This is a genomic window from Sphingobium yanoikuyae (assembly GCF_034424525.1).
In the GTDB taxonomy this organism is placed as follows: Bacteria; Pseudomonadota; Alphaproteobacteria; order Sphingomonadales; family Sphingomonadaceae; genus Sphingobium; species Sphingobium yanoikuyae.
Map to the genome: position 1 here is coordinate 426,942 of NZ_CP139979.1, position 19,467 is coordinate 446,408.

15 protein-coding genes are annotated in these 19,467 nt (G+C 64.7%); 6 read left to right on the plus strand and 9 right to left on the minus strand.

Annotated elements, in window-relative coordinates; all coding sequences use genetic code 11:
- Positions 1 to 61: 61 nt before the first annotated feature.
- From bdcA to U0025_RS02030, 3 genes are all read left to right on the plus strand, one after another.
- Positions 62 to 775 carry an SDR family oxidoreductase gene (gene bdcA, locus U0025_RS02020; RefSeq protein WP_004210882.1) on the plus strand — a complete coding sequence of 238 codons (714 nt, stop codon included), beginning with the start codon at positions 62 to 64 and terminating at the stop codon, positions 773 to 775.
- 172 nt (positions 776 to 947) lie between these two features.
- Positions 948 to 2,138 carry a chromate efflux transporter gene (gene chrA, locus U0025_RS02025; RefSeq protein WP_004210883.1) on the plus strand — a complete coding sequence of 397 codons (1,191 nt, stop codon included), beginning with the start codon at positions 948 to 950 and terminating at the stop codon, positions 2,136 to 2,138.
- Between the two features lie 87 nt (positions 2,139 to 2,225).
- Entirely contained in the window at positions 2,226 to 3,206 is a 981-nt protein-coding gene (locus tag U0025_RS02030; protein WP_004210884.1) for a phosphatase PAP2 family protein, read from the plus strand.
- Between the two features lie 2 nt (positions 3,207 to 3,208).
- Here the strand turns inward: U0025_RS02030 and U0025_RS02035 are convergent, their stop codons facing one another.
- From U0025_RS02035 to U0025_RS02060, 6 genes are all read right to left on the minus strand, one after another.
- Positions 3,209 to 4,585 (minus strand): amidohydrolase, encoded by a 1,377-nt coding sequence (locus U0025_RS02035; protein WP_004210886.1) that lies wholly within the window; start codon positions 4,583 to 4,585, stop codon positions 3,209 to 3,211.
- A 64-nt stretch (positions 4,586 to 4,649) separates the two neighbouring features.
- A complete protein-coding gene (locus U0025_RS02040) occupies positions 4,650 to 5,273 on the minus strand; it encodes a hypothetical protein (protein ID WP_004210887.1) in 624 nt (207 codons plus the stop codon).
- Positions 5,274 to 5,321: 48 nt separating this feature from the next.
- Positions 5,322 to 6,329 (minus strand): DUF2279 domain-containing protein, encoded by a 1,008-nt coding sequence (locus U0025_RS02045; protein ID WP_004210889.1) that lies wholly within the window; start codon positions 6,327 to 6,329, stop codon positions 5,322 to 5,324.
- A 231-nt stretch (positions 6,330 to 6,560) separates the two neighbouring features.
- Positions 6,561 to 8,075, minus strand: a complete 1,515-nt coding sequence (locus U0025_RS02050; RefSeq protein ID WP_004210890.1) for a S10 family peptidase — start codon at positions 8,073 to 8,075, stop codon at positions 6,561 to 6,563.
- Between the two features lie 66 nt (positions 8,076 to 8,141).
- Positions 8,142 to 9,419, minus strand: coding sequence for an MFS transporter (locus tag U0025_RS02055; RefSeq protein ID WP_004210891.1), 1,278 nt, complete (start codon positions 9,417 to 9,419; stop codon positions 8,142 to 8,144).
- Between the two features lie 151 nt (positions 9,420 to 9,570).
- Entirely contained in the window at positions 9,571 to 10,968 is a 1,398-nt protein-coding gene (locus U0025_RS02060) for a helix-turn-helix domain-containing protein (protein ID WP_004210893.1), read from the minus strand.
- Between the two features lie 147 nt (positions 10,969 to 11,115).
- Between U0025_RS02060 and U0025_RS02065 the strand changes: the two genes are divergently transcribed.
- On the plus strand, positions 11,116 to 12,708 hold the full coding sequence (locus U0025_RS02065; RefSeq protein ID WP_004210894.1) for an isocitrate lyase: 1,593 nt from the start codon (positions 11,116 to 11,118) through the stop codon (positions 12,706 to 12,708).
- Positions 12,709 to 13,062: 354 nt separating this feature from the next.
- On the opposite strand, the gene U0025_RS02070 is transcribed toward U0025_RS02065, so the two are convergent.
- From U0025_RS02070 to U0025_RS02080, 3 genes are all read right to left on the minus strand, one after another.
- Positions 13,063 to 14,871, minus strand: a complete 1,809-nt coding sequence (locus tag U0025_RS02070; RefSeq protein ID WP_004210895.1) for a DUF885 domain-containing protein — start codon at positions 14,869 to 14,871, stop codon at positions 13,063 to 13,065.
- A 374-nt stretch (positions 14,872 to 15,245) separates the two neighbouring features.
- A complete protein-coding gene (locus U0025_RS02075) occupies positions 15,246 to 15,533 on the minus strand; it encodes a terminase small subunit (RefSeq protein WP_004210896.1) in 288 nt (95 codons plus the stop codon).
- Positions 15,534 to 15,695: 162 nt separating this feature from the next.
- On the minus strand, positions 15,696 to 16,904 hold the full coding sequence (locus tag U0025_RS02080; RefSeq protein WP_139278788.1) for an SEC-C domain-containing protein: 1,209 nt from the start codon (positions 16,902 to 16,904) through the stop codon (positions 15,696 to 15,698).
- Between the two features lie 312 nt (positions 16,905 to 17,216).
- Here U0025_RS02080 and U0025_RS02085 point away from each other — a divergent pair, with 312 nt between their 5' ends.
- Positions 17,217 to 17,903: a glutathione S-transferase family protein gene (locus tag U0025_RS02085; RefSeq protein ID WP_004210898.1), complete on the plus strand. Its 687-nt coding sequence runs from the start codon at positions 17,217 to 17,219 to the stop codon at positions 17,901 to 17,903.
- 99 nt (positions 17,904 to 18,002) lie between these two features.
- Positions 18,003 to 19,454: a 3-isopropylmalate dehydratase large subunit gene (gene leuC, locus U0025_RS02090; RefSeq protein WP_004210899.1), complete on the plus strand. Its 1,452-nt coding sequence runs from the start codon at positions 18,003 to 18,005 to the stop codon at positions 19,452 to 19,454.
- Positions 19,455 to 19,467 lie beyond the last annotated feature (13 nt).

The window sequence follows — 19,467 nt, forward strand, 5'->3', positions numbered from 1 at the left end:
TTGACGGGCGCGATTGGTGATTTATATAGCGATCATTACAAATTTAGCAAGGAATTGTCCCATGACCGATTTCACTGCCAAGAAAGTCCTCGTCCTCGGCGGCAGCCGGGGTATCGGTGCCGCGATCGTGCGGCGCTTCGCCGGTGACGGCGCCGATGTCGCCTTCACCTATGCCGGGTCGCAGGATGCCGCCACCGCGCTTGCTGCCGATGTCGGCGCCCGTGCCATCCGCTCCGACGCGGCCGATCGCCAGGCGGTGATCGACGTGGTGGCGGGCGAGGGCGCGCTCGACGTGCTGGTCGTCAATGCCGGCACGCTGGTGCTGGGCGATCCGCTGACGCTGGACGCCGATGCGGTCGACCGGATGATCGATATCAATGTCCGCGCGCCCTATCATGCGGCGGTCGAGGCGGCGCGGCAGATGAACGACGGTGGTCGCATCATCGTCATCGGTTCGGTCAATGGCGATCGCATGCCGTTCGAGGGCGGTGCGGCCTATGCGCTGACCAAGTCGGCGCTGCAGGGCATGGCCCGTGGCCTGGCCCGCGACTTCGGCGCGCGCGGCATTACCGTCAACATCATCCAGCCCGGCCCGACCAATACCGACATGAACCCGGCTGATGGCCCGATGAGCGCCACCATGCACGGCTTCATGGCGATCAAGCGCCATGCCACGGGCGAGGAAATTGCCGGGCTGGCCGCCTATCTGGCGGGGCCGGAAGCCGGCATCGTCACCGGCGCCATGCACACGATCGACGGCGGCTTCGGCGCCTGATCGTCCGTTCGGGAGGGGCGGCTGAACGGCCGCCCCATCCTGTTGCGCCGCCTCTTTTCTTCGCGGCGCGCGATGCTATGATGAGCGCCAACGGGCCGTGCGGGCGCCCGTTCAGGCGATGATCGTCCAAGTTCCGCTCCATGCGCCGCGCCTGCGGCAGGAGCCGATGACGATGACGACACTGGATGATGGTCCGCCGCCGATCCGCCTGTTCCCGCTGTTTCTCAAATTCCTGCGCTTTGGCTGCCTGGCCTTTGGCGGGCCGGTCGCGCAGATCGCGATGCTGCGTCAGACCTTGGTGGAGGAGGAACGCTGGCTGTCCGGGCCGCGCTTCAACCGCTTGCTGGCAGTGATGCAGATATTGCCGGGCCCCGAAGCCCATGAACTATGCGTCCATATGGGCATGATGGCGCGCGGGCGGATTGGCGGGCTGCTGGCGGGGCTGGGCTTCATGCTGCCCGGTCTGCTGCTGATGCTGGTCGCCGCCTGGCTCTATCGCGACTGGATCGCCGGCGCGGGCTGGGCGCTACCGGTGCTGTTCGGCATTCAGCTGGTGGTGCTGGCGATCATTGCGCGCGCGGTGCAGCGGATCGGCGGCCATGTGCTGGAGGACCGGTTGCTCTGGGCGCTGGCGGTGGGCGCCTTTGCCGCGACTTTGCTCGGCACCCCTTTCTGGATTCCGTTGCTGGCGGCGGGGCTGGTCCATGCCTTTCGCGCACGGCCCATATTGATCGGCGCAGTGCTGGTCGGGGCGGTCATGCTGGCGTTGCTGCTGCACAAGGGGACAGTGGCGGTCGCGCCGATCCCGATTGTGGTTGGTGCCGCGCGACCCGACATGCTGCTGCTGTTCATTGCCGGGCTGAAGGGCGGGCTGCTGACCTTTGGCGGCGCCTATACCGCCATTCCCTATGTGCGCGGCGATACGGTCGGGCGCGGCTGGCTGTCGGATGGGCTGTTCCTCGACGGGGTGGCGCTGGCCGGCATATTGCCCGCGCCGCTGGTCATCTTCGCGACCTTTGCCGGCTATATGGCCGGGGGGCTGGGCGGCGCGCTGGCGATCACGGCGGGCATGTTCCTGCCAGCCTTCGCCTTTTCCCTGATCTTCTATGAGCGGCTGGAGGCGCTGGTCGAAAATCCGGCGCTTCATCATCTACTCGCGGGGGTCGCGGCAGCGGTGGTCGGGGTGATCGCGGCGACGCTGGTGCAACTGGGCTGGGCGGCGGCAATGCGGGCGGACCGGCTCTGGGCGGCGGGCCTGATCCTGCTGGTCGGCGCGCTCTGCGCCTGGCGGATCAAGGGGCGGTGGAGCATGCCGGCGATCATCGCGCTGGGCGGTGGCGCGGGGTGGTTGTTGCAGCCCTGACAGGGGCGTTATGCAACGGTTCATCGCAGCTTAAGCACGGGAGGCGGAAGGGCGGCCTTTCCGCCTTTCTTCCCGGACATATGCGTGATGCCGTCGATCGAAACCTCCTGGCCCCTGGCTGAGCCTGTTGCCGCGCAGACGGCGCGTCGGGTGCCGATTGTCACGAGACCATTGGCGATCCGGCGGCATTTTCTGGCGGCGCTGGGTGTGAGCATGGTGCTGCTCGCCCTGCTGCTGGACATGGCGGACCTGCGCATCGATTTCTGGCAGGTGAGCAGCATCGCCTATGGCGCGGCGGCGGCGCTGTTGCTGGCGCTGCGCTTCGGCCTGCCGCGCAGCGGCTGGCGCCATGCCGGGACGGTGGCGCCATTTGCCACCTATGTCGGCCTGTTCACGCTGATCTCGGTCATGGGGGCGGCGGCCAGCTATCCCGTGGCGGCGCTGACCCATGGCTATGCCGACGCGACCTTGCAGCGCATCGACGCGGCGCTGGGGTTCGACTGGCTCCATTGGTATCGGCTGACGGCATCGCACCGGGGCCTCCAATTTCTGGAAACGGCCGCCTATCGCAGCATCTATGTGACGCCGGCCCTGCTGCTATGGTGCATGGCGCGGGCGGGCGAGCAGGAACGGGCCTGGCGCTTCATCGCGACCTTCTGGCTGGCGGCGGTCATCACCCTGATCCTGTTCAGCCTGATGCCGGCGGTCGGGCCATTCTCCTATCTGTGGCACGAACCGATTCGCTACATGCCCGAAAGCGAGCTGTGGCAGCAGGGGCTGATCCCGGCGCTGCGGACGCATGCGGTCCATGCCATCGATCTGGGGCAGTTGCGCGGCATCGTGTCGGCGCCCAGCTTCCATACCGCGGCGGCGGTGCTGTATATCGCGGCGGGCTGGCGGATCGCGGCGCTACGCTGGCCGATTGTCGCGCTCAACGCGGCGATGCTGCTGTCGACGCCGGTCGAGGGCACCCATTATCTGGTCGACATGATCCTGGGGCTGGGCGTGGCGCTGACCGCGCTGGCGCTGATGGACATGCATCGGCGCCGCTGCGCGGTCAGCGTATAAGCTCAATCCTTCTTCAGGATATCCATGGCGAGGACGGTCATCGCCTCGCTGGCGGTGGCGATCACCTTGTCGGCCTCCGGCGCCCAGAACGGACTATGCAGCGAGGGCAGGGTGATCTGGCCAGCCTGCGCCGCTGCCATCTTGTCCGCCGGCACGCCGCCGACCCAGAAGATGAAGCTGTTGATCGACTTGTCGGCGCGGTAGAAGCGGCCGAAATCCTCGCCGCCCATCACCGCCGGGGTCTTGACCACGCGGCCCTCGGCGAAATGCCCCTTGAGCAGCGCGCCCATCTGTTCGGCGAATTCGGGCGGATTGTAGGTGGACGGGGTGAACTCGTCCTTGACGCTGACGACCGGCATCTTGTCGTCGGGCACGCCCGCCGCAATCGCCTCGCCACGGGCGATCCGCTCGATCCCCTTGATCAGCTTCGCGCGGGTCTCGTCCGAATAGCTGCGCACGGTCAGCAGCAGTAGCGCCTGGTCGGGGATGATGTTGTGCTTGGCGCCGGCCTGGAAGCTGCCGACGGTGACCACGGCGGGATCCTGCGGATCCTGTTCGCGGCTGACCAGGGTCTGCAGCGAGGTGACGATGCGCGAACCCAGCACGATCGGGTCGCGGGTCGTCTGCGGATAGGCGCCATGGCCGCCCAGCCCCTTCACCACGATATCGACGCTGTCGACATTGGCGAGAGCATAGCCCGGCGTATAGCCGACGACGCCGGCCTGGAGATTGGCGGCGTCATGGAAGGCGATGGCATGGGTCGGGCGCGGGAAGCGGGTGTAGAGTCCGTCCTCCAGCATGTCGCGGGCGCCCTTGCCCACTTCCTCGGCCGGCTGCAGGATCATCACCAGCGTGCCCTTCCACTTGTCCTTGCTGGACGAGAGCAGCTTGGCGGTCTCGATGAAGGCGGTCATGTGGGTGTCATGGCCGCAGGCGTGCATCACGCCAGTCTCTACCCCTTCGGGCGTCTTGGTGCGGACCTTGGACGCGAAGTCGAGGCCGGTCTGCTCGACCACCGGCAGGCCGTCCATGTCGGCGCGGATGAGGAGGACGGGGCCCGAGCCATTCTTCATCACCGCGACGACGCCGGTGCCGCCGACCTTCTCGGTCACGTCGAACTTCATCGCTTTCAGGCGCTTGGCCAGCTTGGCGGCGGTGTTCACCTCCTGCAGCGAGAGTTCGGGATTGGCGTGCAGGTCACGATAGAGGGTCATCAGCCCCTCCATGTCCCTGGCGATCAGGCCGGGCAGTTCGCTCTGCGGCGTGGGCGTCGGCTGGACCATGGCCGGCTGAGCCGGCGGCGGCGCAGCCGGGGTTTGGGCGACGGCGATGGACGAAAAGCTGACAGCGGCCAGAAAGGCCGTGAGCGCGTGGCGCATATGATTGAATCTCCCTTGCTGGGCAGGAGCATAAGGGGATTTTACGGGCGTTAAAGGGGGATTGTTACGGTGCTGGCCGGCGAGGCTTGCGGAGCAGGCGGCGGAGCAGGAGCAGAACGAGACAGAGGGCGACCAACGCAACCATTGCTGTTTTGACGACGCTGTGAACGCCCTGCCAGTCTGGTGGCAGCGCATTGGACGGCAACTTCACCAAGAAGATCAGCGGGAGAATAAGGATCAAGCAGGCCCAATCGCGCAGGGACAGACGATAGCCGCGTTTGACCCTTTCGTGGTGGTTCAATGCCGGAACGGCAGGACGGCGTTCGACCTGCGCCCAGATATCCTGTTCCAGCCGGCTTTGCCGGTAGCCCAAAAACAGGGCCGCAAATAGCCATGTGAAAAGCGATAACGCGCTGCACAGCCCCAGGAAGATGCTGTCCAGGCGATGGGATGCGATGCCAAGCAATATGGGCAGCAGCACCGAGGCCCAGATCGCCCGGCCGAACCATCTTGCCCGATTTTCGAGCGCGTCATCATGGCGCCCGATGAAGGCGAGGGCCTCGCGTTCGGACAATAAGCGGCCTTCGCCACCGGGATGCCGGGCATAGGACAGGCCCAGGCGATCGCGCCGGAAACGATTGCGGAACGCCTGCTTCCTGCGCTCAAGATCCGGATTTCGCGCTGCCATGCCCCATGGCTAGGACAGGAGCGTTAAGAAAGATCGAAAGGAACGCCCTCAGTAATTATCATAGAGACCCGTATAGGGGATCTGGAAATAGTTGAGGCCGCTGCCAATCATCCGGCCGACCCGCGACCGGCTGTTCTTGAAGAAGAGTTCCTTGATGTTGAGCGCGACGCCGAAGAAGATGTCGCGCTTGGGCTCCTTGCCCGCGGCAATATCCGCATTGGTGAAATCCTTGCCGCGATAGCCGACCTGCAATTCCACAAGGCGAAAGGGGCCGGTCTTCAATCCATCGAAGCCGGCCAGTTCGAGCGACAGCAGGAAATGCTGCTGCTCATAATGTTCCTTGCCCTTGAAGGAATAGACATGGGAATTGGGCACCATCATCAGCCGGAAATCCAGCTTCTCCTCCAGCCCCGGCACGGTGTGCCGCAGCACGGAAAAGGCCGCGCCGGCCGTGTTGAAGACAATGTCCTGGTAGGAGAAGCCGCTGTCGCTCTTATGCCCATCCCATAATTCGCCGTAGAATTGCAGCGCGGTCGACAGCAGAGCGGCCGGCAAGGCGGCGGCAGCCCGGTCATCAGTCTTGTGGGCGATGCGTGCGCCGAGAAATTCTGCGAAGAGATAGGCGTTGAAGGCGTGCGTCAGCTTGTCGATGCCAAGATTGTTGGTGTTCTTGCCGAACCATCCTTCATCCTTGAAGTGAAAGGATGTCGTGTCGTCGGTCCAATAGGCCTGGGTCGCGGTGATATAGGCGAAGAGCCCCAATGTTTCCCATTTGGCTGCCGCCATCCGGCTGCCGAGCGAGCGATAGCGGTCGGGATCGATTGCAGCCGGACTATCTGTATCGACGACGATGGATGGACCGACACCGTCCGGCAGTTCGGTTTCCGGCTGTTTCTTCGGCGTGAGGCTGGCGAGATCGAAGGAGATGGACTCATTCACGGTCAGGGTGGCAGGCGAAGCCGTTTCGCCTGAACCATGTGCGAGCGGGGAGAGGTCGGCGCTTTCCTGGGCGCTGACTTGCGACGGTGCGACGGCTGCGAGGAGCACCGCCAGCATCGAAGCGCGTAACGATCGCCCGCTTGGGCCTGCATGGTCCGATTGTCGCGCCAACGCCCCTTGCCCCCGTGAAAAGACAAAGCGACCCCTGTTCTGGAAGGCATATTATCGGACGGGCGGCAGCGAATATATTCGTGTGAAATGCCTATAAGCGGGCAGGAAGCGCGCTGGATGGCCTCGAAGGCGAAGACAGCGCCCGCCCGGCTGATTTCCGGGCGGGCGGCATCATCATCATCGCTGCGAGATGAACGCCCGGATATCCGCGCTCAGCTTGCGCAGGTCGTCGGGGCGGACATACATCATGTGGCCGGCATCATAATAATGATACTGGATCCGCGCGGGATCGAAGCCGGTGCGGCTCATCGCATATTCGGCGCCGAAGAAGGGCGTGGCGAAATCATACCAGCCCTGGCCTACGAATACCTTGAGGCCGCTATTCTCGCGCAGCGCCTTGCTCAGATAAGGGGCGACGCTGGCGTAAACTTCGCTGTCGCGGCCGCGCTGGCCCTGCAGCTTCCAGTCCCAGCCGCTGACCCCGCCGATCGTCACATAGCTGCGGTCGGTCTTGTACTTCAGCTCGTCGCGGGCATAGCTGTTCATCGCCGCGGTATAGGCGCCGTCGATCGCGTAGAAGCTGGGGTCGTTGTCGGGCTCCTCGCCGGCCGCATCATAATCCTTGCCGGTGTAGCGGGTGTCGAGGCGACCGATGGAGACGCCGCGATCGCGCAGCAATTCCTTGTAGAAACGGCCGGGCGTGATGCGCAGTTCGGCATGGTCGACAAATTGCTCCGACAGGCCGGTGAGGCGGGCGAGTTCGGCACGGACGCTGGCGCGTTCCTGGTCCGACAACTGATTGCCCTTCAGCAGCGCGGCGGCATAGGGGCCGATCGCGAAGGCGCGGGCCTGCTGGGCGGCTTCGGCCACGGTGGCGGGCGGATTGCCCATCTTCTTGTGATACCAGGCGGTCGTCGCCATCGAGGGGAGGTTGAGGATATAGGGCATTTCATTGCCCTGCACCTCGGCCGAGGCGCCGAAGTCGAGGATCGACGAGATCAGGATGATGCCGTTGACCGCGACGTCGTTATAGCCGCCTTCAAGCTCGTTGATCAGCGCGACCGAACGGGTGGTGCCATAGCTTTCGCCGCCGATATATTTGGGCGAGGACCAGCGGCCATTCTCATTGAGCCACAGGCGGATATAGTCGGCGATCGACTTTGCGTCGGCGGAGACGCCCCAATAATCCTTGGGATCCTTCTTGCCGATGGCGTGGGAAAAGCCGGTGCCGACCGGATCGATGAAGACAAGATCGGTGACGTCGAGCAGCGATTCGGCATTGTCGACCAGCGGATAGGGCGGCGCGCCGTCATCCTGCGCATCGGGCAGCACCACGCGCTTGGGGCCGAAGGCGCCCATGTGCAGCCAGAGCGAGCCCGAGCCGGGGCCGCCATTATAGAGGAAGGTGATCGGGCGCTTCTTGTCGCCGCCATCCTTGACATAGGCGGTGGCATAGATGGCCGCGAGCGGCTTGCCATCCTTGTCCTTCAGATAGGTTTCGCCGGTGGTCGCGGTGTAGCTGATCGCCTTGCCGCCGAACACGCTCTTATGATGGGTGACCGAGACATTGGGGGCGGGCACGCCAGCTTCGGCGGCCGGTGCCTCATCCTTCTTCTTGTCCCCGTCCTGGGCCTGGACGGCCATAGGCATGATGGCCAGCGCGAGCGCGGCCAGCGAAATCGTCAAACGCATTAAGGATGCTCCCCTTTCTTTTGTGGCGCATGCGCTAGCCCAGAGCGGGCGACGCGGGAAGGGGGCTCAGCAGGGCTGTTGTCGCTTTGGCGGGCTTTCGGGCAGGCGCCAGAGCACCGGCAATACGCCGAGCGCCACGATCGCGATCAGCCAGCCGGGGGCCGATGCCCATCCGCTGGCCTGCGTCAGTTGATGCGACAGATAGGGGGTGAGGCCGCCGAACAGGGCCGTCGCACTGGTGGCGCCAAAGGCGAGGCCACTCAGCCGCCCCTCGCCGGGAAATTGCTCGGCCGTGGTCACGGCGCCGACCGCGCTCACTGCTCCGCCCAGTGCCGCCAGCAGGGTCGCGCCCAGCAGCGCGCCGCCCAGTGCGCTTCCCTGGGCCATCAGGGCAAAGAGCAAGGCTGGTAACGCGACGCCGGCGAGTGCCAGCGCGACCAGCACCGGCCGCCGCCCGATCCGGTCGGACAGGGCGCCGACCAGCGGCGTCACCAATATCACCACCAGTGCCGCCAGCGTCGAGAGTGTCAGCGCATCGGCCTCGCCCATGCGGCCAGTCCCGATCAGGAAGCTCGGCACATAGACGATGCCGACATAATAGGTGATCGACCCCAGCGCCGAAATGGCAAAGCCGCGGCCGATCGCTGGCCGATAGGCGCGCAGGCTGAGGCGCAGCGGCTGGGCCGGGATGCTGCCACGGGCGCGCTGCGCCAGGAAATCGGGCGATTCCTCGATCCGCGACCGTGCCAGCAGGATGAGCGCCGCCAACCCTGCGCCGACCAGAAAGGGAATGCGCCAGCCCCAGTCGGCCAGCGCCGTCTCGTCCAGCAGCGCCACGGTCAGGGCGGACAGCGCCACTGCCAGCAGCCCGCCGACCTCGCTCGCCGCTGACGCCAGGGATGTGATGAGCCCCCGCCGGCCGGGCGGCGCCCCTTCCAGCAGATAGGCGACGACGCCGGTATATTCGCCCCCGACCGAGAAGGCCATGACACAGCGCAGCGCCAGCAGCAGCCAGCCGGCGATCGGCCCGGCTTGGGCCTGGGTCGGCAGCAGCGCGGTCGCCAGCATCGCTGCGCTCATCAGCGCCATCGACAGCAACATGGTCGGCCGCCGGCCATGGCGATCGCCGATATGGCCAAAGACGATCGCGCCCAGCGGCCGCATCAGATAGGCGATCGCAAAGCCCGCCAGCACATGCCCCACGCCCGCCGCACCGCCGCCATAGAAGATGCGCGACAACAAGGTGGCGAGATAGAGATAGAGGGTGAAGTCATACCATTCGACGATGGTCGACAGCCCGGCAATCGCCAGCGATCGCTTCGAGAGGCCGGACGGCTGTTGCATCGAATTGGGCAATCTCACCCCCTTGTTGCAGCGCGATTATTTCCGTTCGCTTCGAGCTTGTCGAGAAGCGGCAAGCGCCCACCTTTATGTCCCGCTTTCCTCCGTTTCTCGACAGGCTCGAAACGAACGGGGCGGGTTGGTGCGCCACTCTCTAACCATCGGCAAAGCCGAACGGCGCCCGCGTCCGCCGATAATCGTCGGGCAGCATGTCGCGGCCGATTGGCGGGGCGGACCGGGCCATGCACTGGCTGCGGTGGCACAGGCGACAGGTAACGCCGATCGGCGTCGGTGCGGGCGGCGGCGCATCCTGGCTATAGACCAGCCGATGGGCATGGTCGGCCGCGCAGCACAGTGCGATCGCCCGCTCCACCTTGGCTGCGCCCCAGCTGCCGCCGCCGGCGGTGACGGTGCGCGCGATCGAGAAGAAACGCTGGCCGTCGGGCAGTTCCAGCCATTGCGTCACCACCTCGCGCGGCGTTTCGAACACGCGATGCACCGACCAGAGCGGGCAGGAGCCGCCATGGCGGGCAAAGGGAAAGCCGGCCCCATCCAGCCGCTTGGAGACATTGCCGGCCTGATCGACCCGCAGGAAGAAGAAGGGCACGCGCTCCTGCCCCGGCTTCTGCAAGGTGGTGAGGCGATGCGCCGCCTGCTCGAAGCTGACGCCGAACTGCCGGGCCAGCGCCTCGACATCATAGCGCCTGGCCTCCACCGCCTTGGCGAAGGCGGTATAGGGCATCAGGATCGCCGCCGCGCCATAGCCCGCCAGCGCCCGCCGGGCGAGCCGCCGCCCGCTCTCGCTGGCGAACTGTCCGTCCTTCAGCAGCGCGTCGAAGCCCTTGCGCATCTCCAGATAGGCGATCTGGAGCGCGAGCTGGAAGGCCGAGCTGGCGCCGTCCAGCGCATCGTCCAGCAGCACCGCGTCACGATGCCGGTCCAGCCGCCGCATCGATCCCGCCATCACGTCCGACGGCAATCGCCGCACCCGCAAATTGTGGCGGGCCTTGAGCCAGCCGGCCAGACCGCTCTCGGCCTCTGCTTCCGCCGCCAGCTTCTCGGCCGCATCGTCGAGCAGCGGGAAGCTGTTGCGCCGCGCGGCGATGAAGCGCCGCGCCTCCGCCACCGGATCGGCGCCATCCTCCTGAGGCTCCGCCTCTGCCCCCCGGTCCGCCAGCGCCAGATGCTCCTCGCGATAGCTGGTATAGAGCCGCAGCAAAGCCTCGGTAATGCCGGGATAATTGACCGCGACATCGCCGGTCGCCAGTTGCGGCAGGTCGATATCGGCGAACATCGGATCCTTCAGCACCGCCTGCAGTCGCGCCGTCTGTTCCGTGCCGCCGTCGCCCGCCACTTCGGCCATGTCGAGCTTGTAGGTGCGGGCGAGGCGCAGCAGCATGTCGGCGGTCAGCGGTCGCTGATTGCGTTCCAGCAGCGCGACATAGGAGGCGCTGATCTCCAGATCATTGGCCATGTCCGCCTGGGTCAGGCCCAGCTCGCGCCGCAGCCGCCGCAATCGCGGCCCCATATAGACGGGACGATCCTTGGCCATGACACCGACTCCTGTACGCTCTTTACAACTTTACAGCAGATTTTTGTAAAGATCGACAACTGGACTTTGGCAGGGGTGCCGCACCCCGTTTCCTGTGTCTACTTCGCTGTCATTCTTTCTTGCAGCTCACCCCGAGGGAATGACGACATGACCTATCAAAGTGAAATCGCGAAGGCCGACACGCTGATCGGTGGCCAGGGCCATTGGGACGGCATTGCGCCCGAATCCGTCGCCCGGATGCGCCTGCAGAACCGGTTCCAGAGCGGCCTCGACATCGCCCGCTACACTGCAAAGATCATGCGCGCCGACATGGCCGCCTATGATGCCGATCCGGCCAACTACACCCAGTCGCTGGGCTGCTGGCACGGCTTCATCGGCCAGCAGAAGATGATCAGCATCAAGAAGCATTTCGGCACCACCAAGGGCCGCTACCTCTATCTCTCGGGCTGGATGGTCGCGGCGCTGCGCAGCGAGTTCGGCCCGCTGCCCGACCAGTCGATGCACGAAAAGACCAGCGTCCCCGCGCTGATCGAGGAACTCTACACCTTCCTGCGCCAGGCCGACGCCCGCGAGCTGGGCGGCCTGTTCCGCGATCTCGACAAGGCCCGCGCGGAAGGGGACGAGGTCCGCGCCGCCAAACTGCAGCAGCAGATCGACAATCATGAAACCCATATCGTCCCGATCGTTGCCGACATCGACGCCGGCTTCGGCAATGCGGAGGCGACCTATCTGCTCGCCAAGAAGTTCATCGAGGCCGGCGCCTGCTGCATCCAGATCGAGAACCAGGTCTCGGACGAAAAACAGTGCGGCCATCAGGACGGCAAGGTCACGGTCCCGCATGAGGACTTCCTCGCGAAGATCCGGGCGGTCCGCTACGCCTTCCTGGAACTCGGCGTCGACGACGGCGTGATCGTCGCGCGGACGGACTCGCTGGGCGCGGGTCTCACCAAGCAGATCGCCTTCACCCGGCAAGCGGGCGACATTGGCGACCTGTATAATGGCTTCCTTGATTGCGATGCCGTCGATGCGACCGCGATCGGCCATGGCGACGTCCTCATCAGCCGCGATGGGCAATTGCTGAAGCCCAAGCGCCTGCCGTCGAACCTCTATCAGTTCCGCGCCGGCACCGGCGAGGATCGCTGCGTCCTCGACTGCATCACCGCGCTCCAGAATGGCGCCGACCTGCTGTGGATCGAAACCGAAAAGCCGCATATCGGCCAGATTGGCGGGATGGTCAGCCGCATCCGCGAGGTGATCCCCAACGCCAAGCTGGTCTATAACAACTCGCCCAGCTTCAACTGGACGCTGAACTTCCGCCAGCAGGTGTTCGACGCCTGGGTCGAAGCCGGCAAGGATGTCGGTGCCTATGACCGGGCGAGACTGATGAGCGCGGATTATGACGCCACCGACCTCGGCATCGAAGCGGACGAACGCATCCGTACCTTCCAGAAGGATGCGGCGGCGCAGGCGGGCATCTTCCACCACCTCATCACCCTGCCGACCTATCACACCGCCGCGCTCAGCACCGACAATCTCGCGAAGGAATATTTCGGCGAGGCCGGCATGCTGGGTTACGTCAAGGGTGTGCAGCGGCAGGAAATCCGCCAGGGCATCGCCTGCGTGAAGCACCAGAATATGGCCGGCTCCGACATTGGCGACGACCATAAGGAATATTTCGCCGGCGAAGCCGCGCTCAAGGCCGGCGGCGCCCACAACACGATGAACCAGTTTGCGGCCTAAAGGCCGCAGGGGGAACCAGTTCGCGGCCTAAGCCCTCTATCCCGTCATCCCCGCGGAAGCGGGGATCCATCTCCCGACCTCACGTCAGGAACCGGCGTTGGGAGATGGGTTCCCGCTTCCGCGGGAACGACGAAATAGAATTTACCGCAGGCGCCCCATCTTCCCGGCGATATCCCGATGCTTGTCGGGAGGATGGGTTCCGCAAGCGTAACAAGCATGGAAGATTAGGGTTTCGCGGCCGGGGCCGTGAAGACAGCCAGTTCGCGGGGAATTCGACACTCCCTTCGCGATTTGGGTGGAAGGACCCTCGACGGCCCGGTGGCGCACCACCGGGCCGTTTTTTGCATATTGGTTTTAGGCGATCCCCGCCCGCTGGCGCACCGCCTGCTTCAAGATGTCGAGCGGCATCGCGCCCAGCGTCAGCACTTCGTGGAACTGCTTGAGGTCGAACTTGTCGCCCTGCGCTTTCTTCACTTGCTCGCGCAGGTCGTTCCACACGGTGTGGCCGATCTTGTAGCTGCACGCCTGGCCCGGCCAGACGGTATAGCGGTCGATCTCGCCCTGGCTGCGGCCGCGCGCGATGCCGGTGGTGGCGATGAGGTAATCCGTCGCCTTCTCGCGGCTCCAGCGCTTGGCATGCATGCCGCTGTCGACCACCAGCCGGGTGGCGCGGAACAGCAACGACTGGAGATAGCCGACCTGGCCCAGCGGATCTCCCTTGTACATGCCCATCTCGTCGGCCAGCTGTTCGGAATAGAGCGCCCAGCCCTCGGAATAGCCGCTGTAGAAGCCGCGGCGGCGGATCATCGGGATCGAATCCGATTCCAGTGCCACCGTCACCTGCAGATGGTGGCCCGGCACCGCCTCATGATGGGTCAGCGTGGCGAGGCCGAATTTCGGCCGGTCGAACGTGTCGCGCAGATTGATGAAATAGATGGCCGGCCGCGACCCGTCGAGCGAGGCATTCTGATAATAGCCGCCCGGTGCGCCCGCCTGGATCGTCACCGGCACGCGGCGCACCTCGACCGGCGCCTTGGGCACGGTGTTGAACGCCTCGCCCAGCCGCGCCTGCATCGCCTTGATCTGGCTGTTGAGCTGCGCCAGCAGCGCCTCGCGGCCCGGATCGGTATTGGGGTAGAGTTGGTCGGGGCGCTTGTTGAGCGCGACCAGACGGTCGCCGACCGTGCCCTGGCTCATTCCTTCGCCCTTCAGGATCGCGTCGATCCGCGACGAGATGCTGGCGACCTGATCCAGGCCCATCTGGTGGATCTCGTCGCCGGTCAGCCGGGTCGTGGTCGCGGCTTCGGCGGCGGCGGCGTAGAAGGCCTCGCCATCGGGCAGGCGCCAGCAGCCGGCATCATGCACCGCCTTGGCGCGCAACTGCTGCACCAGCGCGCGCTGGCGATCGACCGCGGGGAAGACCTTTTCCGCGACGATCTTTTCCGCCTGGGCCGCGCGTTCGGGCGGCAGGCCGGCGGCGGCCAGCTTCTTGGCAAAGCTTGCCACCAGCACGGTCTGGGCGGCGGGCTGGTCGCGCAGCGCTGCCTGCATCTTCATCGTCGTGTCGAGGATATAGTCGGGCGCGAACACGCCCTTGGCCGCGTCCGCCTTCTGCCGCTCCAGCTCGCCATCCATGCTGGTGGGGAAGGCTTCGAGCCGCGCCAGATAGGCGTCGGCATCGGCCGCGTCCTTCACCCGGTGCTGGCTGTCGAGGAAGTCGGGCGTTTCGCGATAGGAGCCGGTGAGCTGGCTCAGGATATAGGGCGCATAGCGGCCCGCCGTCTCGCCATAGGCGAAACGTTCGCCACCCACCGCGCGATCGAGCTGATAGGCGACGACATCATAGTCGAGCTGGCTGGCCGGGCTGAGCGCCGCACGGTCCAGGCCCGCCAGTTGCTTGGCCTGCGTCTTGGTGCGGGCGAGGTCGCGGGCCGCGCCGGCGGCGCTGGTGTCGCTGAGCTTGCCGCGCAGCGCCGCGCGGGCACCGGTGTCGAGGCCAAGGCGGGTCGCCTGTTCCGGGCTGTCGTCCAGCCGCTCATAGAAGAAGCCGTCCAGCATGGCGCGCAGGCGGGCATCCTGCGATCCCGGCTGCGCAAAGGCGCGCGGGGCGGATGCGGCCAGCGCCGTGGCGCCGCTGGTGGTGAGGAATTGGCGTCGGTTCACGAAATGCTCCCTGTTCTGGCCCTGGCGCGAACGGTCGCCCGCCCGCCGGGGTCGCCTTAGTGCCGCGCCTGCAAGGGCTTGGCTAGAGCGGTTTTCGAACCGGTTGAATCAAGGAAACCGCTCTAATTATTTGTTTTGCCGCGATTTCTTAATCAGCAATCGATGCCGATTGCTTGGAAATCGCTCTAGGGGCGAGGGGGAAAATGACGCGACAGTTGAAAGTTCACACCGTCATGCGTCGTGATTTCGGGGCGATTTTGGCGACAACGCGCCTGTGGCGCGCCCGTGAAGCGACACTGAAGCGACACTGGGGGCACACCGAAGCGACAGCGACGCGACAGTCAGGCGACAGTCAGGCGACAGGCGGGCGACATTTACCGACCGATCGGCCCCTTATGTCGGCGGATCGGCGCGAGCGGATCGCTCAGGCGGGCGGCGTGGAGCGCCAGCGCATTGGCCCAGCAGCGGTCGAAGCCGGTGCCCGCGAGCCGATCGCGCAGCCGGTGCGCGCTGGAACGGGACGTGCCGACCATCTGCGCGGCATGGCTGATATTGCCGGTTTCGAGCTGCGCGGCGAGGAAGCGGCGCTGACGATCGGGCGTCCATTGGCGGCGAGGGCGCCGGGCAGGCGCGGCGGGCGGAGGAGGAAGAGACTGGTTCATCCGACAGGATAGAACAGAAAAAGCCCTGTGTAGGAAAGAGCTGCGGCGGGAGGGAGGGGCCGTTGGCCTGCAAGCGACCAGAAGTAGCTGTTCGCCAGATATTTCGTAAATCGGCAACAGCGCATCACGCTCTCGAGCATGGTAGTCCCTATCGATCGATGCTCAAACCGATCTGCCTTGTGCCGCTGTCGGATCCTCAAGAAAGGTCTCCGGAATCGAAAAATGATCGGTGATTGACCGCATAAGATTGTAAACGACGGGATGGTCGGCTTCGAACGTTTCCCAATGCAGTTCGGATTTGTTGAACGAAGTCGTGAAGAAATGCTGCTGTGGGTCAGGCTCGATATTGCTGACATAATGATACGGATGGTTCGTCACGAGGACGAAGGCATTGCGCTCGGGTGCATCGCGAAACTCCCTCTGCATTTCGAGTTTTTTTAGCGAGCTGCGAAATGCCCTGATCCATGGCGCCTTTATATCGTTCCTGTGCCAAGGTGGTCTATTTACGTCGATGAAAATCAGTCGCTCGTCTTCAGCAGGTTTTTGCATCGCGGCGGCGACGAGCTTCGCGTCGATTTTCAAAACCACCTTGTCGAGCATCGCCTGGAGATAGTCGAAGTAGGGACGATGCTTACGTTTTGCCTCAATCCAATAAGTCTTGCCTGTTTCCTTGTGCGTAGCAATCCCTTCGCCATGCTTCGACGATCGATCGTCCTCGTCCGCGAATTCGAGCGAAAAGCCGGCTCGTGCAAGGGTTGCGGCGACCCATAATTCATAGCGCGCGCCTTCGAATTGGTCGGGATGACGCAGCCGCGCCATGAGCTTGGCCGAGAGGTTCATCGCTTGCATCATGCAGAAGACATCATAGGCGATCGAACGAAACGCGAGCGTCGATCCGACCTCATTTCCAAGCTCAAAACGCGTGAAAAAACCTTCTTCGTCAAGTTCGCGGATACAGATATCGCGATACCAATCCACGAGAATGTGGCGGTGACCATCTGCCTTCTCGTTCTCTTGGTCGAACCAATCTGCACCGAGTTCCTGAATGAGGAGATTGTACAGGAAACCATACCAGCTTTGCTCGGTTGGAACCTCATATAGCCGATTGCCAGCGGACACTATCCGCTGGCCTTGCCAACGCAAGGTGGCGGACGGCGGCGTCGCACCATAGCGGAGCGGCCATTCATTGCGTGCCCGCATATGGGCATAGGCCTTCTTAGCGGCCTCGACCAGACCTGAGGGCAATCCCGTTTCCTCTATTGGGAGTGGCGCCGCGCTTGGCGCTATGCTGTCGCAGCAATGCTTGTACTGTTCGCCGCTGCCACATTGGCACAGCGCGTTGCTTCCTCCCCCATCCGATTGCGTCATCATGTCGCTCCCCATCGCGAGATTGGAGTGCGGGCATTCACTATGCAACGTTTTATCGAGATTTGCGCGACAGCGTCGCCATGTTTGGCAGCGATCAGCACAGCGCTTTCCACCGTGGGGCGTAACGCATGTCGGCAGTTTTACGCGGAGGGGGACGTATTGCATATCCGCTTCCCACTTGCTCGTCAGGCGCGCGCCGAGCTTCCCCGTCCTGCCTGATAAGCTGAGCTTGTCAGACCCGTGGCTCGTTCCGCCTGTCGGTCCGTTTCCCGTTGCGCTAAGGGGACGCGCACCACGCACAGGGGAGATTGATCGATGGCCTATACGCTCATCACCGCCAACCGGAATTATTCGAGCTGGTCGCTGCGGCCCTGGCTGCTGATGAAGGGGCTGGGGATCGATTTCGTCGATCGGATCGAGCCCTTTGCCGCGCCGGTCAATTACAGCGCCTTCCGCAGCTTTTCGCCGACGGGACAGGTGCCGGCGTTGATCGATGGCGACCGGACGGTCTGGGATTCGCTCGGCATCCTTCTCTATCTTGCCGATCGGCATGCGGGCGTCTGGCCCGCCGACGCCGATGCGCGGGCCTTTGCCCAGTGCGCGGTGGCGGAAATGCACAGCGGCTTTTCCGCGCTGCGGTCGACCTGCACGATGAATGTCGGGGTGCGGGTGGAGCTGAACCTGATCGAGCCGGCGCTGAACAAGGATATCGCCCGGCTGCGCGAACTCTGGGAGCAGGGACTGGCGCGCTTTGGCGGGCCCTATCTGGCTGGCGCCGATTTCAGCGCGCTCGACGCCTTCTATGCGCCGGTCGCCTTCCGGGTGCGCAGCTATGGCCTGGATGTCGGGCCGATCGCGCGCGGCTGGGTCGAAACCATGCTGGCCCATCCCGCGATGCGCGAATGGGAACAGGCAGCGCTGGCCGAAACCTGGCGCGAGGAAGGCCATGAGGCGGAACTGACGGCAGTCGGCCGCGTGGTTGAGGATTATCGCGCGGCGTAACATTATTGCTTCAGGCTTGCGAAAAACGCACATTTTCCATCGCAAGGCCTGTTTCTCCCCCTTTCCCCTGGCGCCTTACGGGTCTAGGGGGAGGGGACCATGGTTAAGCCACGCACCCTCTATGAGAAGATCTGGGACGCGCATGTCGTTGAACGGCGTCCCGATGGAACCTGCCTGATCTATATCGATCGTCACCTCGTGCATGAAGTGACGAGCCCGCAGGCGTTTGAAGGACTTCGTCTCGCTGGACGAAAAGTGCGCCGGCCCGACCTGACCCTTGCGGTGCCCGACCATAATCTGCCGACCACGCCGCGCCGCGACGCGGATGGTCACCGCATCCCGATCGCCGACCCGGAAAGCGCGCAGCAGCTTGCCGCGCTGGAACGCAATGCGCCGGAATTCGGCGTGCGCCTGATCGGCGACGCGGACCCGGAACAGGGCATCGTCCATGTCGTCGGCCCGGAACAGGGCTTCACTTTGCCGGGCACCACTCTGGTCTGCGGCGACAGCCATACCAGTTCGCACGGCGCGCTGGGCGCGCTGGCCTTCGGCATCGGCACGTCCGAGGTCGAGCATGTGCTGGCGACCCAGACCCTGCTGCTGAAACAGTCGAAGACCATGCAGGTCGTGGTCGAGGGCGCGCTGGGCTATGGCGTCACGCCCAAGGATGTGGCGCTGGCGATCTGTGGCACGATCGGCACCGCTGGCGGCACCGGATATGTCATGGAATATCGCGGATCGGTGTTCCGCGACATGTCGATCGAGGGCCGCCTGACCGTCGCCAACATGTCGATCGAGGCGGGCGCCCGGTCCGGCCTGTTCGCGCCGGACGAGAAGACCTTCGCCTATATCGAGGGCCGTCCAATGGCGCCCAGGGGCGCCGACTGGAATGCGGCCGTCGCCTGGTGGAAGACGCTGCACACCGATGAAGGCGCGGTGTTCGACAAGACGGTCGTGATCGACGCGGCCGACATCGTCCCCAACGTCACCTGGGGCACCAGCCCTGAGGATGTGGTGCCGGTGACCGGCGTGGTGCCCGATCCGGAAAGCTTCGCCGATGCGTCGAAGCGCGCCGCCGCGCACAAGTCGCTCGACTATATGGGCCTGTCCGCCGGGCAGAAGATGGAAGATGTCGCGATCGAGCATGTCTTCATCGGCAGCTGCACCAACAGTCGGATCGAGGATCTGCGCGCCGCCGCCGGCCTGCTGAAGGGGCGGCATATCGCCGCCGGCATCAAGCATGCGATGGTCGTGCCGGGGTCGGGCCTGGTCAAGCGCATGGCCGAGGCCGAGGGGCTGGACCGCATCTTCCTCGACGCCGGTTTCGAATGGCGCGAGCCGGGCTGTTCGGCGTGTCTGGGCATGAACCCGGACAAGGTGCCGGCCGGCGAACGCTGCGCATCGACCAGCAACCGCAACTTCATGGGCCGCCAGGGGCCGGGATCGCGCACGCATCTGGTCTCGCCGGAAATGGCGGCGGCCGCGGCGCTGACTGGCCGGTTGACCGATGTGCGCGCATTGATGGGTGAAAAAGAGGGGATGGTCGCATGAAGAAGGTATTCTG

Coding starts and splice junctions, on each gene's coding strand:
- U0025_RS02075 (WP_004210896.1), bottom strand. CDS start 15,533: ATGAACCAGTCTCTTCCTCCTCCGCCCGCCGCGCCTGCCCGGCGCCCT.
- chrA (WP_004210883.1), top strand. CDS start 948: ATGACGACACTGGATGATGGTCCGCCGCCGATCCGCCTGTTCCCGCTG.
- U0025_RS02085 (WP_004210898.1), top strand. CDS start 17,217: ATGGCCTATACGCTCATCACCGCCAACCGGAATTATTCGAGCTGGTCG.
- U0025_RS02030 (WP_004210884.1), top strand. CDS start 2,226: ATGCCGTCGATCGAAACCTCCTGGCCCCTGGCTGAGCCTGTTGCCGCG.
- U0025_RS02040 (WP_004210887.1), bottom strand. CDS start 5,273: ATGGCAGCGCGAAATCCGGATCTTGAGCGCAGGAAGCAGGCGTTCCGC.
- U0025_RS02060 (WP_004210893.1), bottom strand. CDS start 10,968: ATGGCCAAGGATCGTCCCGTCTATATGGGGCCGCGATTGCGGCGGCTG.
- bdcA (WP_004210882.1), top strand. CDS start 62: ATGACCGATTTCACTGCCAAGAAAGTCCTCGTCCTCGGCGGCAGCCGG.
- U0025_RS02050 (WP_004210890.1), bottom strand. CDS start 8,075: ATGCGTTTGACGATTTCGCTGGCCGCGCTCGCGCTGGCCATCATGCCT.
- U0025_RS02065 (WP_004210894.1), top strand. CDS start 11,116: ATGACCTATCAAAGTGAAATCGCGAAGGCCGACACGCTGATCGGTGGC.
- U0025_RS02035 (WP_004210886.1), bottom strand. CDS start 4,585: ATGCGCCACGCGCTCACGGCCTTTCTGGCCGCTGTCAGCTTTTCGTCC.
- leuC (WP_004210899.1), top strand. CDS start 18,003: ATGGTTAAGCCACGCACCCTCTATGAGAAGATCTGGGACGCGCATGTC.
- U0025_RS02080 (WP_139278788.1), bottom strand. CDS start 16,904: ATGATGACGCAATCGGATGGGGGAGGAAGCAACGCGCTGTGCCAATGT.
- U0025_RS02045 (WP_004210889.1), bottom strand. CDS start 6,329: ATGCTGGCGGTGCTCCTCGCAGCCGTCGCACCGTCGCAAGTCAGCGCC.
- U0025_RS02055 (WP_004210891.1), bottom strand. CDS start 9,419: ATGCAACAGCCGTCCGGCCTCTCGAAGCGATCGCTGGCGATTGCCGGG.